Below are 17,480 nucleotides of genomic sequence, written 5' to 3'. Positions count from 1 at the left end.
TGCGTTATAACTCCCATTTCAATTGATAAATTTCCTCGTGTTTACGGACAAACTCTGAAAACTGGCAGGAAGCCAATAGATGCTCATAACCAGCTAGTCCCAAAGCTTTTCTTCTCGATGCATCAGCCAGTAATGATAGGATCGTATCGGTAAGTTGCTGAACGGAACCCGGAGTAAACAGCAACGCATTTTTTTGATCATATAAAACGGCTTGGTATCCCAGATCAGAAGCAACAATAGGGAGTTTAAAACACATGGCCTCCAGCAATACATAGGGAAGGCCCTCCCAGTGCGAAGCACTGACAAAGATATCAAATAGGGTATAGACATTTTTGATATCCTCCACCTGACCGATCAGACGCACATGATGCTCTAACTGAAGACTGCTGATCAAGAGCTTAAGATGATCCCATTCTTCCCCTTCCCCTGCAATGATAAACTGGACATGAGGATGATACAAAATCACCTGCTGAGCGGCATAAATCAACGTAGGCCAATCTTTTTGTTTGCACAATCTTCCTACGCCCCCAATGATGAGATGATCTGGAGGAATAGCCCATCTGCTCTTAACTTGTTCCGCAGTTTCTGTAGGTAGGTATTCAGGTATGGGTATCGCATTATTAATGACCCTTATTTTTGAAAGAGGAGCAATCCGATAGTGCATCATCCATTCTTTTTCAGTGTCCGAAACAATAAAGGAGGTGGTTATGCTTCCTAACAGACGTTCTATCCAACAGAATAACAACCTCGAAAATCCTTTTTGGGCTTGAAAATAAAAACAATGTGGTGTATACATTATTTTTTTAACACCACTCAGCCAGGCCGCAATCCTGAAGATAACTCCCGCCTTAGAACTATGGGCATGCACGATATCGTAATGCTGAAGTTTTAAATGTGCCTTAACTTTGAAAATCATTTTAAGATCGTGCAACAGATGTATTTTTCCCACCATCGGTAATAGGATCACCCCAATTCCGAGAGCCTTCATTTTTGTGATTTCCTGCTGTATCCTTTTCGATCTATTAGGAGAAATCATCACGGTGATTGCATACAACGTGCGATCTAAATGACAGACGAGTTGCATCAAGTGCTTGAGCGCTCCTGCATCAGCCGCTTCTAGGCCATAGAGTATCTGTATTTTTTTCACCTTCATCGTGCAGAAAAAATATGGATCAGCTGATCCGTACTCCTATCGATATTAAATTGCTCCACCTTGCTGCGCCCATGCAAGGAAAGATGCGCATACAATTCAGAATCTTTAATCAAGCGTAGGATTGCTGTTGCTAATGCATCCGCATCTTTTTCAGGCACAGTCAAACCGGTGTGTTCCTGTTCAATCAATTCATGTATGGCTGAGACAGCTGTTGTTATGACCGGTAGACCTAGAGCAAGAGCTTCCAATAGGACATTGGGCAGGCCATCTCGATCACCATTGGAGGCGACTAAGCAAGGCAAAACAAATATATCCGCTTGATTATAGTAGTAGGTTAATTCTTCTTGTTTTAAAGCGCCATGAAGATATACGGTTTGCGTTAATGCATGTTCCTCCATAAACTTTTGGTACGCACTATAGAGTTCCCCACCCCCTATGATGCGGCATTCGATTGTATAAGCCGATCCTTTAAGGGCTGCTAATGCTTGCAATAAGTAGATAATTCCCTTCTTTTCTACAAATCTTCCAATCAATAAAATCTGCACCACTTCTTTTTTCGCCAGATCGGGATTCCGGCTTTTCCATTTCCAATGGCCCAGGTCGATGCCGTGATAAATATGGTGTAATTTATCCTGAAATTTTGGCAACACCAATCCCTTTAAATATGCTTTATTGAACTGTGTACAAGTGATGATCAGTTGCGCTGCTGTTATTTTTTTTATCAATTCACTTTCTTGTGTTGTATAGATATCATGTGCATGCCCCGTAGCACTGAAAGGAATCGCCATGAGGTCAGACATGATTGCGGCGACACTAGTTGGAGTCGATAAAAAATGGGCATGAATATGGCGCACAGGCAACCTGTTCACCTGTTGAACAAAATAGACACTTGAAAAAAAATACTTTATATTTCTTAAAAAAGCGAGTGGAGATGCCCCGGATGACGCTGCAGTTCTAGCAAGCAGAACAAAATATGTAAATCCGATTTTTTGAATCAACGAAAATTGTGCCTGGATTTTGTCCATGCTTACCAGAGCACAATCATAGATCACACCCTCATCCACCGCAAGTTCAATCGGTCCCCTGTGAAGTGAAAGGACTTTTATTTGAACGTTCCTTTTCCTTAAAGTTGCGATTTCATTCGCAATAAAACCCTCTGAGTAGCTGGGATATTGTCCCACAATATAGACGATTACTGGATCCTTTTTCACCATAAACTTTTCCGGTCAAATTTCGATATCCATAGCCCACTGACATAGATGATGGAACAAGCAAACAGCATCATAGCTAAGTACGACATTCTGGAAACAGTCGATTCACCCCAGGCGGGCAAGAGCCATCTGATACCTAACATGCTGCTCAGTGTCAATGAAAACGTGATCATCAATTTAAATAAAAAGATCTGGACTTTCTGAAAATCAATCGTTACCAGATCTTTGAGTAACCATAACAGCACGATATTCTTCGTTGCTTTAGAAATAACCAAGGCCATAGCAATGCCTACGTATCCAAAAAATTGAATCAAAATGATGGTTAAGATGATATTTTCAAGCACACTTAATATGCCCACAAAGATGGGTGTTTTCGTATTTGAATGGGCAAAATAGTAGATGACTAAAATGGTTTCGATAGCAAAAAAGATCATCCCTATCGCATAATATTTTAAGGGCAAAGCCGTCAATAATGTAGAATGCTCATCAAAAGCTCCCCTTTTGAAGATCAGCGCGGTCAGTTCATAAGAAAAGAGATAAAAGTAAATCGATAAAGGCAGAAAGATCAAGGTAATCCAGGACAATGATTTACTGAGCAAGTCGGTTAAACTTTCTTTTTGTTTAGCAATTGCCAATTCCGAGAAATATGGAAAGACCACTACACTTAAGATATATGGAAAAATCAGCACGGGTAAATCCACTAACTTTTTCGCGTAGCTCAAGGCCGATATGGCCCCCTCTTGTTGATAAGAAGCAAATACATTGTCTATGAGTGTACTGATTTGAGAGAAAAGAACCCCAATTAGCAAGGGCCAAGAAAGTTTCCAGGTTTCTTTCAGGTAAAGCGTAGCATAAGCAGCTTCCTGCCTGATCAAGCCCTTATAAAGCCAGATCAGGTGAAAAACAAGTTTTAACAGCGCCCCAATAAGAAACCCGATCCCTGCAGCATAGATGCCCAAGTGTTTATAAAGGATCACTAACGTCAACAAAATACAGATCTTAAAAATAATATCCCCCATATTTGGTAGTGCAAATTGCTTCCTGGCATTGAGGGTGATATTGGTCAGTGCCGTCAGCGAAAGAAAAATAGAAGCGGGAAATGTGATCTTGAGGAGGTTAATGGCCAATGCTCGTTTTTCCCATGTAAATCCAGGTGCAAACAGGTCCACGATCTGCGCTGGAAAGAAAAAACAAAAAGCCGTTAACACCAACGTTATGATCCCAATACCTCTAAAAAATACGCGAAACAATTTCCATGCACCCGGAATATCTTTGAGATTTAAAGCCTTTAGAAAAGCATGAAGAAAACCCGGTTCGACGACTTCACGAAAAATAATGAACACGCTAAAAACAATGGCCACCACGACATTATAAACATCGATTTCATAGCTGGTTCCAAAGTAATAGGCCAAGATCAGCTTCTCAAAATAACCTAGAACTTTAATAACGAGTGTGAGACCCCCTAAAATAAGTGAAGAAGTAAGAATAGGACTCCAACTAGTTGATTTAAAGAAGCGATCCATCATTGTAAATTTCTATTTATACGTAAAATTTAGATATCCACCCGCATCCTTATCCATTCATAATTTGATCAGTAGCTCATTAACGTACCATCTTTTTTCCCCTTTTCTACGGCCCAATTAAATGTTCGAAGACTTAATGGAAATAGGATCACCGACATCAACAATAAGATCAACAGTTCCTTGCCCATCATATCAATGGAATATCCCTGAAGAACAGATAAGCGAATGGTATCAAGAGCATAGGTAGTTGGGATAATTTTAGAGCAAAATTGTAGCCAGCCCGGCATAATGCTGACTGGAAACATCGCTCCCCCAATTAGGGCGCTGATGGCACCGAATACCCAACCGATAGGTTCCCCTTGCTTGTAGATCACCGTACCTGCTGCAGAAAATATCCCAAGGCTGACAAAAGCAAAAAGTGAAATGATCAAGGAGACCACTAAAGATAAGCTATTGGTATTGGAAAAATCAAAGCCTAGGAAAAGTGTTCCGATTAGAAACATAAAAATCAATTGAATGCCTGCAGTTAAAAAACTGTAAATGGAAGAGAATAAGACCACTGTTTTTGAATCCGTTTGCGAACTTAATATCGCTTCCAGACAACCGGCCATTTGCGCCCTCTTAATACTTCCTGAAAAAGTATCGACGGCCAGTTGAAAAAATCGGGTGAAGGCAACACCAATCAGTGCAAATGAAAAATAGTCACCACCATATCTGGCCAAACTCTCCGCATCCGATCCGTTGATCAGCTTGGACACAAAAAAAAATGAAACGACAGGAAAAATAGAATTTACGAAATTCAGTATAAAATTAAGCTTATATCGCGATTCTATGAGGTAGTCTCTTTTGAGAAAACCTTTCATTTTAGCATATATCATCATATGATGTGTTCGATTTCGTTCATGACACTGTGGTAATAGGATTCTAAATTCTGATATTCCGCTTTAATCTCTTGTATAGGAACACAGGCTAATAATTTTCCCTTTTTCATGATGCAGACTTTATTACAGAGCTCTTCCGCTTCATCAAAACGATGTGTCGCAATCAATAAAGTCCGTTGCTTATCGTCATGTATCTTGTTTGAGATCAACATCTTGACATCCTGCACAGCCTGCGGATCAAGGGTACGGGTAGGTTCATCCAAGATTAAGATCTTCGGATCCCGCAGCAATCCCCTTGCTAATGCGAGCCGTTGTTTCATCCCCGAAGAATAGGTAGCCACCTGTTTATGTTCGAAACCTTCCAGTCCCACTAAGCGGATCAGCTCCTTAATTTTATACCGTAAAGTTTCCCCATTCAAATTATCCAAAACACCAAAAAACTCCAGATTTTCTACACCACTCAATCGCCAGTAAAAACTGCGTTCCTCATTAAGGACAAAACCCACATTTTTACGGGATTTTATATTCTCTTTTATAGTATCGCACTGATTCACCTCGATTACTCCCGTACTGGGATACAGCAAACCTCCAATCAATTTTAATAAGGTTGTTTTTCCTGCCCCGTTCACCCCAAGAAAAGCTACACGATCGCCATCTGCTATATTTAAATTTATATCATCAAGGGCATAGAAATATTGGTTCTTTCTAAAAAGGAGATAATCCACATATCTTTTAGGGACAGGAAAGGTCATGGAAACATTTTTAATATGGATCATAATAAAACCAGGTACAAGTTAAACGATTAAGTCTTTTCTACAAAGCCCATCACCTTATTGCGTATACAATTAGCTACTGGACAACGAATTGGTTGTTGTATAAAAATATGAATTTTACGTTACAAAACAATAGCAAGAAGCAAGAAATATAGCATCTGATAAAAAAAACACAGCTGATCAGCAACCTGCTGATATGACTAGAAGAAAATAGATATTCAGGCGTTAATTATTCACCTCTCGCTGGTCGTTATGGGAAAATTTAGACCAGATAAATAAGACGGGAATTGTTTTCATAAGAATTAAAATATCCAATCCAAAGGATTGCTCTACGGCATATTGATTGTCGAGCGCTATGCGTTCGTGCTCCATTAACCTCTTATTGCAGTACTGTTGCACCTGCCACAAACCCGTCATACCGGAGGGTGCATCAAAACGCAAGGTTTCATTCCTATTGATTAATTTTTCTGCTTCATAGCATTCCAAAGGCCTATTGCCTACAATAGACATCTCCCCTTTAATGACATTGACCAGTTGCGGCAATTCATCTAGGTGAGAGATTCTCAAAAAGTTACCCATTTTAGTCACTCTGAAATCAGGTTCAAATTTATTAAAAATCAAAGCTTTAGCAGTCGATTCATCTTGATAATAGACGTTCAAATGGGCCATATCTCCTACAATCTGGTCCGCTCCGACGCACATCGTTCTAAACTTATAAAGCGTAAAAATTTTACGTCCAGCACCTACACGTTTTGTTTGATAGATGACTTGTCCCTTCGTTTCGACCCGTATGAGCATAGCGATCACCATCCATATGGGCCAGGTGATGATCAGTAAAAAGATCGCCATGATGAGATCAAAAAAGCGCTTATATACCGGCAGAACATAGTCGTAAGCGTTCACGTAGGGCTCCTTCATCGTTAATTTATCGGTTTATATTCATTGTTCCAAAAGTGACTATAAGGTCATAGCATACAGGTTTAAGAGCATCAATTAAATTATTTACAAAATACTAAAGAATATCCAAAAATTAATAATTAAGCGATAAAAATAGTGCTGAGGCCGCGTGGTCAAGAACAAAAATACTAAAAATTAATTGCAACTAAATTATTACAATGATGTAAAATAAGCTGTGATTTTAACGCATTAAACTTACATGACTGCAATTTAAACGGCTGTTAATGATATTTATAGCTTATTTATCTTTTCGAAAATTGTTACGTATTTGCAAGAGTGATGCTATTTAAACGAAAATTTAGATGCAAAAACAACACTTTTACGCATACTTTAAAATTAAATATGCATAATTCCGCATTATTTTTTTAATTTTAGTGTAACTAATCAATATTAAACATGAAATGTAAACCTCATCCCTTGGTTATATACGTGTGTCATATTATCGCTCTAGCGACAATATTCGTATGTGTATCGTGTCAGTCTTCGAGCAAAACATCTTCGCATGCCGTTCAACAAGACTCCAATCAATCTTCCCGTCTGCTCCAGCTTGGTGCCGACCAGTTGGAAGCCTATTTACCACTCTTAAAAGATAAGAAAGTGGGCCTTATGGGCAATCAAACCACAGTAACGACTGCCCATCTGGAACATCTGGCAGATGTCCTACAGCGGGAAAAAGTAGATCTCCGTTTTGCATTTGCTCCAGAACATGGCTTTCGCGGTGAAATCGAACGGGGCGAAAAAGTCAGTAATGAAATGGATAAAAAAACTGGATTACCTTTATATACGCTATATGGCGGTAATGAAAAACAGGATTCCATTATACAGTCGATCGATGTCATGATTTTTGATATCCAAGATGTCGGAGCCCGGTTTTATACTTATATGGCTTCCTTACATCATCTGATGGAATTATGTGCCAAGCACAATAAAGAGCTTATTGTTTTAGATCGGCCAAATCCATGTGGAGATCAGATCGATGGTCCTGTACGTCATGATGATCAATTTAAAGCCGATATTTCCTTTCACAAAGTTGCTATTATGCATGGACTCACCATGGGTGAAATGGCTCAAATGATCAACGGCGAAAAATGGTTAGAAGAAGGAAGACAATGCAACCTAACGGTTATTCCTTTAAAAAATTACCATCATGCGCTGGTTTATAAATTACCGGTCATCCCTTCTCCCTCATTGCCCAATCATCTGTCTGTGCGGTTATATGGTTCCTTGTGTTTATTCGAGGGAACGAGTATTTCCGAGGGCCGAGGTACCGATTGGCCTTTTCAAGTCATTGGCTATCCCGATCCAGTATTCGGTAGTTTCCAGTTTACACCAGGGGAAAAATCAGGTATGGCCAAACATGTCGCTGGAAAAGGAGAACTGCATTATGGATTGGACTTACGAGGTTTAGATCCCGACAAGCAAACCTTCACTCTAAAATACGTGCTGGATTTCTACAATAAAATGCCCGATAAAAGTAAATTTTTTTCCAGAGCAGAGTTTTTTGATAAACTGGCGGGAACCGATGTGCTGAGAAAGCAGATTATTGCTGGTCTTTCTGAAAAAGAAATTAAAGCGTCTTGGCAAAAAGACCTGGATCAATATAAACAAATGCGTCAGAAATACCTGCTGTATCCAGATACTGAATAAACCTTCTATTTTCCATAAACGTCAATTAACAAAAAATTGTATGAGAAGAATACTACTTTTTTCTACTGCTTTAGGAGTAATTATGCAAGCTCAGGGGCACAGCCGCTCGAAGAGTAATCTATTTACGCCAAAGCCAGCATGGGCTCATCTCGTTCATGAGACCTTGCAGAACACGATACAAGGAACAGTATCAGATTCATCAGGTCCGCTGGAGGGCGTTACGGTTACGGTCGTTGGGTCTTCCATATCCACACAGACAGATACCAAAGGGAAATTTACCATCACCGCTTCGACAGGTGCTACCTTACGCTTCAGCAGCATTGGCTATGCGACGCAAGAGATCAGTGCGAGTTCCTCCACGGTCCAGGTCATGTTAATATCCGATGCGACCAACATGGAAGAAGTCGTAGTGGTAGGTTATGGTACACAGAAGCGCTCCAATGTAACTGGAGCCGTATCTACCGTAGATACCAAGAAGACATTTGAAACCCGTCCAGTCACTGATGTGGGTCGCGCCCTACAAGGAGCTGTAGCTGGTCTATCCGTATCCACCGCAAGTGGAGATCTAGGGGGTGACCCTAAAATTCGGCTTCGTGGTGTCAGTGGATCGTTGCAAACCCAAGGCGGAGCATCTCCGCTCATCCTGGTTGACGGTGTTGAAGTGACCAGTTTATCTATGATCAATCCCACGGATATCGAAAGTATGTCGGTCATTAAAGATGCTTCTGCGGCCATCTATGGATCCAGAGCTGCTTGGGGAGTCGTGTTGATCAAAACCAAGTCTGGAAAGAGAAACACCAAAACCTCCATTAATTATTCCAATAATTTCGCCCTTCAAACCCTCACCTCAACACCGGTTATTGCAGGAGGAGCAGCAGGCGCAAGAGCGGGATTGCTCGCCATGCAACGAACAAACCCTTCCTTGACCGGATATGTTAATCTCGGAACACGATATGATGATTATGCCATCAAAAAGATGGAAGAATGGCAAAGCTTATACGGTGGACAAGATCTGGGACTCGACATGGTCGAGGGCCGAGATTATGAAGTTAAGGACGGTTACCTATATTTCCATCGGGAGTGGGATGCAGAGGACATGTTTATGAAAAAATATACCCCTCAACAGAACCATAACCTGAGTATCAATGGCGGGTCTGACAAAATAAATTATAATGCCGGATTTGGTTTAATGTCCCAAACGGGGATCTTAAAAGATAATCCAGATAAATACAACCGCTATAACTTTAACTTAGGTATCAATGCCGATATCACAAACTGGTTGACAGGTTATACCAAAATTTTGTTTTCATCCTCAGATGTGAGTAAGCCTTTTTCGTTTAATGGCAATGTGTATGAACCGATCTTCTACCTCTACCGCTGGCCTCGAAACTTTCCTTATGGGACGATCGATGGATTGCCGATGCGTAACGCGATTACCGATGTGCAACAAGCAAATATGAATGAGCGCAAATTCAACATGGGGCGTTACACCTTTGGTGCACAAGCCAAGATATTACCTGGGTTGACAGTCGATGCTGATTATACCTATTCTCAATTTATCAACAAATTTAATGAAAATGGCGGTACGGTAACGGGATGGGATTTTTGGAATAAAAATAACTTTGAATACATCACCTATACCGGAGCTGCTTATAATCGGGCACGAAAAGAACGTACGATGACCGATAGGCATGTCGCCAACATCTATGCGACATACGACAAGAGCTTCGACCAGCATAACTTCAAAGTGATGGCCGGTGCCAATGCTGAACTCTTTCAATCGGACAATGTATGGGGACAACGGTTGGGACTTCTTGATCAAAATTATCCCCAACTCGGCCTTGCCAATGGCGATATGACCACGAGCTCGGAAGCGTCACATTGGTCTACCTTAGGATTTTTCGGACGTGTCAACTACAGCTATCAAGATAAGTATCTTTTCGAAGCATTAGCGCGTTATGATGGTTCATCTCGTTTTAATCAAGATAATGTCTGGGGATTTTTCCCTGCAGTATCTGCCGGTTATGTGCTTTCGAAAGAAGAGTTTATGGATTGGTCCAAACCCTATCTAGATTTCTTCAAGGTACGTGCTTCTTGGGGAAGTGTAGGGAACCAAACGGTACCAACGGGGCTGTATCTTTCTACTTTAAGCCAGGCTCCGACCAACTGGGTCGTGGGTGGTGTTAACCAAACGACGATGACCACACCATCGATTGTATCGAAGGACTTGACCTGGGAAACCGTGACGACCAAAGAAATTGGGGTTGACCTCGCCTTCTTTCAGAACAAATTGAACTTAACCTATAATCGGTATCGGAGAACCATTTCAGACCTGATCACCGGCGGCGTGATTTTACCATCTGGCTTTGGAGCACCATCACCGCTGCGCAATTTCGGTGAAATGCAGACCAATGGTTGGGAATTAGAACTCGCGTTCAACCAAAGTTTTAGCAATGGTTTAACGATGCGGTTGTCTGGTCAACTATCCGATTACAAAGAATCGATTACAAAATTTGATGGACAGGCACAAGTCAATGTGAATGGTACTTCTTCCAACTATAACGGAAAGATGATTGGCGAGATCTGGGGATATGAAACCGATCGGATATTTCAGGCGGATGATTTTATTGCAAACAGTAATGGCACCTATACGCTGAAGCCAGGAATTCCTTCGCAATCTTATTACGAAACGACAACCTTTAAATATGGACCTGGAGATGTCAAATATAAAGACCTGAATGGCGATGGCGTGATCGGTATCGGTGACGGTACGGTAGAAAATCCGGGGGACAGAAGGATTATTGGAAATTCAAACCCACGCTATCAATATGGCTTCCGCGCGGATTTTGATTTTAAAGGCTTTGATTTAGGGATCTTTTTCCAAGGCGTAGGGCAGCGTCACAATTGGGTTGGTGGCGATTTTGCCGTTCCAGGATGGCGACCTGCAGAAGCGTGGTACGAACACCAAATGGATTACTGGTCACCAGAAAACACCAATGCCTTCTACTACAGGCCAACCAATCAGAATCAGAGCAATACGACCATGAATCATATGCCACAGACAAGATATCTATTGGATATGTCCTATTTGCGATTAAAAAACCTTTCTTTGGGTTACACCTTGCCCACATCTTTTACAGAAAGGGCCAAGATCTCCAAATTTAGGGTATTCTTCTCCGGCGAGAATTTACTGGAATTTGATAACTTAAATATACCGATCGATCCAGAAACGGATTATACCGAAGAAGGAATTAAAGATGCCAATTCATTTGGTCGCTCTTACCCTTATCGTAGAACTTTTTCACTTGGGCTTCAACTAACTTTTTAGAGAAATGAAACTATTTAAATATATCGCAGTAGCAGGATTATTATCCTTTTCCTCCTGCTCTAAAGAATTTTTAGGCGACGACTTTTTAAAGAAAGATCCCTTGGATCAGCTGACAGATCCAGCATTCTGGTCCTCAGAAAATAATATCCGCACCTATACCTTTGGTTTTTACAATTCGTATTTCAAAGGTTATGGGCAAGGGTTCACCTGGGGTTCTTATTTTTCTGGACAATTTATCAATGATGATTCTGCTCCGTTAAGCCCCAATGAAAATGTCATCACCGAATTTGTTCAAAATATCCCAACATCAGGTGGCGGTTGGTCTCCAGCTTTACCGACCAATCAAACACCGACAGGCGTTTCTTCTTATTATTCACGTATCCGTAAGGCAAATCACTTTATAGCAAGTGTGCCCAAAGCACAGCTAGCAGAAGAAGTTCAAAACCATTGGTTGGGCATTGGACGCTTTTTCCGAGGTCTTGAATATGCTAACTTTGTCAATGCTTTTGGAGATATTCCTTATGTTGACCGTGTGCTGACAGAGGACGATCCCGAACTTTACAGACCTCGTGATTCCCGAGTTTTTGTCATGGATAAAGTACTCGAAGATTTTAAATTTGCAGCACAGCATGTACGTAAAAGCGATGGCCCTGCACAACAGTCCGTTACCAAGTATGTGGTTTTAGCTTATATGTCACGCGTTTTTCTTTTTGAAGGAACCTGGTTAAAATACCACAATAAAAATGAAGCCAAGTCAAAAGAATATTTAGAAGCTGCCAAATGGGCTGCTGAAGAAATCATCAATAGCGGCGCATATTCCATTTCCAATAACTACCGCAATTTATTTAGTTCTGAAACCCTAAAGGGCAATAGCGAAATTATTCTGTTCAAAGAATATGCGGAAGGCGTTTTGCAGCATAGTTTAATGTCCTATAATAATCTGGAGCCGCAGGCAGGGATCTCAAAAAATGCAATCGACAACTACCTCTTGTCCGATGGACTTCCGATTCGGTTATCACCACTTTATAAAGGCGATAAATCTGTTTCAGATGCGTTGGCAAACCGAGACGGTCGTTTAGTTCAAACAGTTGTACCGCAACTGAGAATGTTGAATACCTTATCCAATTATGCTTTTTCCGGTTATTCGGTTCAAAAATTTTTAAATGAAAGTCTCAAGAATCTACCGGTTGGAAGTGGTCAATTAAATATGACCGATGCACCCATTATTCGTTACGGAGAAGTGTTGATGAACTATGCAGAGGCAGCTGCAGAGCTGGGTGCTCTTGATCAAGCTGCTTTAGACAGATCAATCAATATGCTGCGCAACAGAAATGGCGTTGGCCTTCCTAAGTTGCAAGTTATGGGTTTGCAACCTGCGGTCAATGGTGTTGTCTATGATGATCCCGCACGCGATGCTACTGTGCCCAGCCTCCTTTGGGAAGTTAGGAGGGAACGTCGTTCTGAACTGATCTTCGAAGGGTTGAGACTAAATGACCTGCGTCGTTGGAAGAAATTGGAATATGCCGATACCGATAAAAATCCGACGATCAACAGGGGAGCTTATATTGTGAAGGCTAACTACTCACCAGCACTGTTAAACGGAATTGCCATTGATGGCAGTCAGGAAGGCTATATCATTCCATCCAGCGTCAATAAAAGACTGGTTGTCGATAAATATTATTTAGATCCGATCCCGATCGATCAAATTTCACTTTATAAAAGTAAGGGAGTCGAACTGGCTCAAAACCCGGGATGGTAAAACATCTCTATTAAAAAATAAGTCCTCCATATCTAAACGTTGCATATGGAGGACATTTTTCAGTGCTGAAAAGCAAATTTTAAAGGAAAGCAAAAGAATAATTTGATATGAATTTTAAGCATATGGTCGTAGTAACAGAAAGTGAGTCCAATTATCAAGGAATAGATAGCATGTCAACAAGAGAGATTTTGTCCCATATCAACAATGAAGATAAGATAGTTGCCGACGCGGTTGAATTGGTTATCCCTGCGATTGAAAAACTAGTCACTGTCGCTGTGGCTTCCATGAAGAAAGGAGGAAGAATTTTTTATATTGGAGCAGGCACAAGTGGTCGTTTAGGAATCTTGGATGCTTCCGAGTGTCCACCGACGTTTGGGGTACCCCATGATTGGATTATTGGTATTATTGCCGGGGGTGATGGTGCCATTCGAAAAGCTGTTGAATTTGCAGAAGATGATCTGGAGCAGGCATGGAAGGATCTGCAGGAATACGGGATCCGATCGCATGATACCGTTATTGGCATTGCAGCTTCTGGTTCCACACCTTATGTGATCGGGGGACTGAAAGCAGCAAATGCGCACGGTTGTATAACAGGTTGTCTGGTTTGCAATAGCCATTCTGCAATTGCTGAAGTAGCGCAATACCCGATAGAAGTTGTTGTCGGTCCAGAATTTATTACTGGTTCAACAAGGATGAAAGCAGGGACAGCTCAAAAACTCGTCTTGAATATGATTAGTACTGCGGTCATGATCCAACTGGGACGAATCAAAGGCAATAAAATGGTCGATATGCAGCTCTCTAATCATAAACTTGTAGGCCGTGGCGTCCGTATTGTGATGGAGGAAACCGGAGCAAGCGAAGCAGACGCCACTTTATATATCAACCGATTTGGAAATGTTCGCGAAGCTATTGCGCACATCAAAAAGCAGCTGTAGCTGATACAAATGAGATCCATCAAACTGATCTACACTTCTGACCAGTATTTCAATACCAGCTGAATAGACAAATTTTTACCAGACACGGAGCTCTCTTTGAGCACTGTGTCATCTTTGATCATTTGGGCTTTTAACATCGATTCATCCGATAGTCCATCGGCCTTTACCAGGATGCTGGTTTGCTCTTCGTTGTTGATGACTCGCTCGCTGGTCCAGGATGAACCAAAATTTACAGTCCATATTTCTGTTTAGTTCCGGTCGGAATAGAGGATCGAGTTGATATTCACATCTTCTGAACCTATGATACGCTACTGCATCTGTGCAACATCGATCATCTCCGGTCCTAGTTCCTCATCTTAACAACTCGTCCATGTATATCATACAGTTCCTTAGCACAGTGTCCATAAAAATAAGCCTTTAAAAATCTTCATATCTGCAAATCGTGTTTTGCCATGAACAGTGCATAGGCGCGAATGGCTCAATAAAAATCAAAATAAGGAGTTTAAAGCTCCGTTATGAACTTACCAATCCCCAAACTTTCTAAAATTAAAAAAACCTTAACGGATATTAAAAGCTTTATATTGTAGTCGTGGTATAAAATTTGTTATTCCTCGTTTTTCAACGCTCATGAAACAAAACTGTCCTTTAAAATATATCGCATTAGCTGGTCTAATCGGACAAACCCTATTCAGTCAGCATGATGTACAGGCACAAGTAAAGAATCAGCCCTATTCCTATTCATTTTCCCAGAAAATGAATCCTGTGCTGTATTCACCACATACCAGATTGCATACATCGTCCAAGCCCTACCTTTTTACTGATGAATTGCTCGTTACCTTCGATTCCTTACAGTCCAATCAACCTATTTCATCAGACAACTTGTTGTTGCGCAAGCTTTTTAATGAGCACCTGATCCAGGTCGATCGGGAAGATTATAGCATTTACGCCGACTTTTTACCCGATATCACCATAGGTAAAGACCGCTTAGGCGATAAACGTCGCACTTGGATGAATTCCCTTGGATTTCAAGCTGGAGCTACCTATGGAAAAAAATTAACGTTCTATACCAATTTAACGAAAAATCAAGCGGTATTCCCACAATATTTAGACGACTATATCAATGAAAGTAAAGTTGTTACAGGACAGGGATCCTTTGATGATCGTTCTGGAAATAAAAAAGACTGGTGGAACACCACTGCAAGTCTAACCTATGCTTTTAGCAAGCATTTTCAGGCTACTGCTGCATACGATAAAAACTTTATTGGTGACGGATATCGTTCCTTATTACTTTCCGATTTTTCGGCAAATTACACCCATTTAAAATTAAGTGGTACCATCGGCAATGTGCAATATACTTCTGTATGGGCATATATGAACGATCCCACCCATAGACGTCCAGAAGAGCTATTTGCAACCAATCGGTATGGTGATGGTAAAAAGTGGGGCGTCTTCCAATACATCGATTACAATGCAACCAATCGCTTATCCATTGGTTTTTTCCAAGCCATAACTTGGGCTAACCGTGATGCCGCAGGAACCCGAGGTTTTGATTTCACCTACATCAATCCGGTGATGTTCTTACGTCCTGTTGAATCCAATAATTCAGATTCTCCCGACAAAATGTTTCTGGGCTTAAATACCAAATATAAAATACTTCATAATATAAGCGCTTATGGACAATTTCTACTTGGAGAATTTACAGCAAAAGAATTTTTTGCAAACAATGGGTACATTCACAATAAATGGGGCGTTCAGCTCGGGGTACGAGGATATGATCTATTTGCGGTAAAAAATTTAAACTTTTTAGTCGAATACAATACGGTTAGACCTTATACGTATGCGCATTTTAGCACAGGATCCAATTATAGTAATCATGCAGAACCTTTAGCACATCCCTTAGGTGCAAATTTTAGAGAAATAGTAGGAATTGCGAATTACTCGTGGAAACGGTTTGACTTTTCAGCACAGCTCAATTACAATGAAAAAGGTTTAGACCCTGCAGATGGCACGAATATGGGTGGTAATATTTTTCAGTCTTATCGAACATTTCCAGAGCGTTATGGAAACCACATTGGCCAAGGTATAGGAAGTCAGGTTGTATATGCAGATGCAAAAGCAGCCTATGTGCTCAATCCTAAATATAACCTCCGTTTTGAAGTCGGCTATACACAGCGTTATCAAAAGATCCAATATGATACGCCGGTCACGCATAAGTCAGGGGTGTTGAATATCGGTCTTCGGTCAAGCTTGAAGTCTTTATACGGAGATTTTTAACCATTTATATCTATTGGATAAAAGCATTTCTAATTAAACAATCGTTATGGAAGATCTTCTGATAGGAGTATTTTTATATAAAAAAAGAATCTACTTTTTATGGGATCCGGATTTTAGGCTTGAAAATTGCCATAACAAATGACATCAACAATTGTTACTTTTATAATATCAATTTCGCATAATCAGCTTAAAAATTAAAAACTATGAGTAAGAAAAAAGACAATTCGAAATGGTTGAACGTCGCCATTTCTTGGGGAGCAAGTATCGTTATTATCGGCGTACTTTTTAAAATCCTTCACATTGGAGGATCCTATGCGAACTATATGATCGGAATTGGATTGGGAGTTGAAGCATTTTTATTTTTCCTAATGGGTCTTAATCCTCCAGCACCAGAACCAGATTGGAGCCGCGTCTATCCCGAATTGGATGAAAATTATACAGGCGAACTTCCAGTACGTGGTGCCACGGCTGTCCATACCCCTTCAGGTCCATCAGCAACTGTAGCCTTGGATAAAATGTTTGCAGATGCCAGTATTGATGAGACAAGTATCGGCAATTTAGGAAGAGGCTTACGTGATTTCAGTGAAAAAATGTCGGCGATCAATAAAATTTCTGATGTTTCCCTAGCAACGGAAGATTTTACACAAAAATTGAAATTAGCAACATCCAAATTTGATCACATGAGTCTCGCTTTTGAGCAGGCATCGGCCAATTTGGTACAGATGTCCAATTCATCTGCAGATACGACCAGTTACCACGAGCAAGTGAGTAAATTGACCACCAATTTGCAGCAGTTAAACGGGATGTACGAGCGCGAACTTCAAGACTCTGCTTCGCACCTAAAATCGATGAACCAATTTTACGAGAATTTAAATTATACGATGCAAAACTTCAATGAATCGTTAGATGATTCTAAAGCATTCAAAGAAGAAGTTGGCAAGTTGGCAAAAAACCTAAACGCTTTAAATGCTATCTATGGCAATATGTTAAGTGCTATGAACCAGCCGCGTGTTTAATCATCCATGTATAATCTAAATCA

12 protein-coding genes are annotated in these 17,480 nt (G+C 40.7%); 6 read left to right on the top strand and 6 right to left on the bottom strand.

The window, feature by feature from the left end:
• Positions 1–4 precede the first annotated feature (4 nt).
• The 6 genes from C8N37_RS05435 to C8N37_RS05410 all read right to left on the bottom strand — a co-directional run bounded on the left by C8N37_RS05435 (position 5) and on the right by C8N37_RS05410 (position 6,459).
• On the bottom strand, positions 5–1,153 hold the full coding sequence (locus C8N37_RS05435) for a glycosyltransferase (RefSeq protein ID WP_108157963.1): 1,149 nt from the start codon (positions 1,151–1,153) through the stop codon (positions 5–7).
• A complete protein-coding gene (locus tag C8N37_RS05430; protein ID WP_108157962.1) occupies positions 1,150–2,367 on the bottom strand; it encodes a glycosyltransferase family 4 protein in 1,218 nt (405 codons plus the stop codon). The genes C8N37_RS05435 and C8N37_RS05430 overlap by 4 nt, the downstream gene beginning before the upstream one ends.
• On the bottom strand, positions 2,361–3,890 hold the full coding sequence (gene murJ / locus C8N37_RS05425; RefSeq protein ID WP_108157961.1) for a murein biosynthesis integral membrane protein MurJ: 1,530 nt from the start codon (positions 3,888–3,890) through the stop codon (positions 2,361–2,363). Before murJ ends, C8N37_RS05430 begins: the two co-directional genes overlap by 7 nt.
• 65 nt (positions 3,891–3,955) lie before the next feature.
• Positions 3,956–4,768, bottom strand: coding sequence for an ABC transporter permease (locus C8N37_RS05420; RefSeq protein WP_108157960.1), 813 nt, complete (start codon positions 4,766–4,768; stop codon positions 3,956–3,958).
• A complete protein-coding gene (locus tag C8N37_RS05415; protein ID WP_108157959.1) occupies positions 4,765–5,544 on the bottom strand; it encodes an ABC transporter ATP-binding protein in 780 nt (259 codons plus the stop codon). Before C8N37_RS05415 ends, C8N37_RS05420 begins: the two co-directional genes overlap by 4 nt.
• Positions 5,545–5,766: 222 nt before the next feature.
• Positions 5,767–6,459: a sugar transferase gene (locus tag C8N37_RS05410; protein ID WP_108157958.1), complete on the bottom strand. Its 693-nt coding sequence runs from the start codon at positions 6,457–6,459 to the stop codon at positions 5,767–5,769.
• Between the two features lie 435 nt (positions 6,460–6,894).
• On the opposite strand from C8N37_RS05410, the gene C8N37_RS05405 reads away from it, so the two are divergent.
• The 6 genes from C8N37_RS05405 to porL all read left to right on the top strand — a co-directional run bounded on the left by C8N37_RS05405 (position 6,895) and on the right by porL (position 17,457).
• Positions 6,895–8,145, top strand: coding sequence for an exo-beta-N-acetylmuramidase NamZ family protein (locus tag C8N37_RS05405; protein ID WP_108157957.1), 1,251 nt, complete (start codon positions 6,895–6,897; stop codon positions 8,143–8,145).
• Between the two features lie 40 nt (positions 8,146–8,185).
• A complete protein-coding gene (locus C8N37_RS05400; protein ID WP_211322202.1) occupies positions 8,186–11,473 on the top strand; it encodes a SusC/RagA family TonB-linked outer membrane protein in 3,288 nt (1,095 codons plus the stop codon).
• 4 nt (positions 11,474–11,477) lie between these two features.
• Complete coding sequence (locus C8N37_RS05395; protein ID WP_108157955.1) at positions 11,478–13,232, top strand: RagB/SusD family nutrient uptake outer membrane protein; 1,755 nt, start codon at positions 11,478–11,480, stop codon at positions 13,230–13,232.
• A gap of 122 nt (positions 13,233–13,354) precedes the next feature.
• Positions 13,355–14,167, top strand: a complete 813-nt coding sequence (gene murQ / locus C8N37_RS05390) for an N-acetylmuramic acid 6-phosphate etherase (protein ID WP_108157954.1) — start codon at positions 13,355–13,357, stop codon at positions 14,165–14,167.
• A 627-nt stretch (positions 14,168–14,794) separates the two neighbouring features.
• Positions 14,795–16,441 (top strand): gliding motility protein RemB, encoded by a 1,647-nt coding sequence (locus C8N37_RS05385; protein WP_108157953.1) that lies wholly within the window; start codon positions 14,795–14,797, stop codon positions 16,439–16,441.
• A 203-nt stretch (positions 16,442–16,644) separates the two neighbouring features.
• Positions 16,645–17,457 (top strand): type IX secretion system motor protein PorL/GldL, encoded by an 813-nt coding sequence (gene porL, locus C8N37_RS05380; RefSeq protein ID WP_108157952.1) that lies wholly within the window; start codon positions 16,645–16,647, stop codon positions 17,455–17,457.
• Positions 17,458–17,480 lie beyond the last annotated feature (23 nt).

Source organism: Sphingobacterium faecium (assembly GCF_003054045.1).
Taxonomy (GTDB): Bacteria; Bacteroidota; Bacteroidia; order Sphingobacteriales; family Sphingobacteriaceae; genus Sphingobacterium; species Sphingobacterium faecium.
The sequence above is the reverse complement of the archived record's forward strand: the minus strand, read 5'-3'. Positions and strand labels throughout refer to the sequence as shown.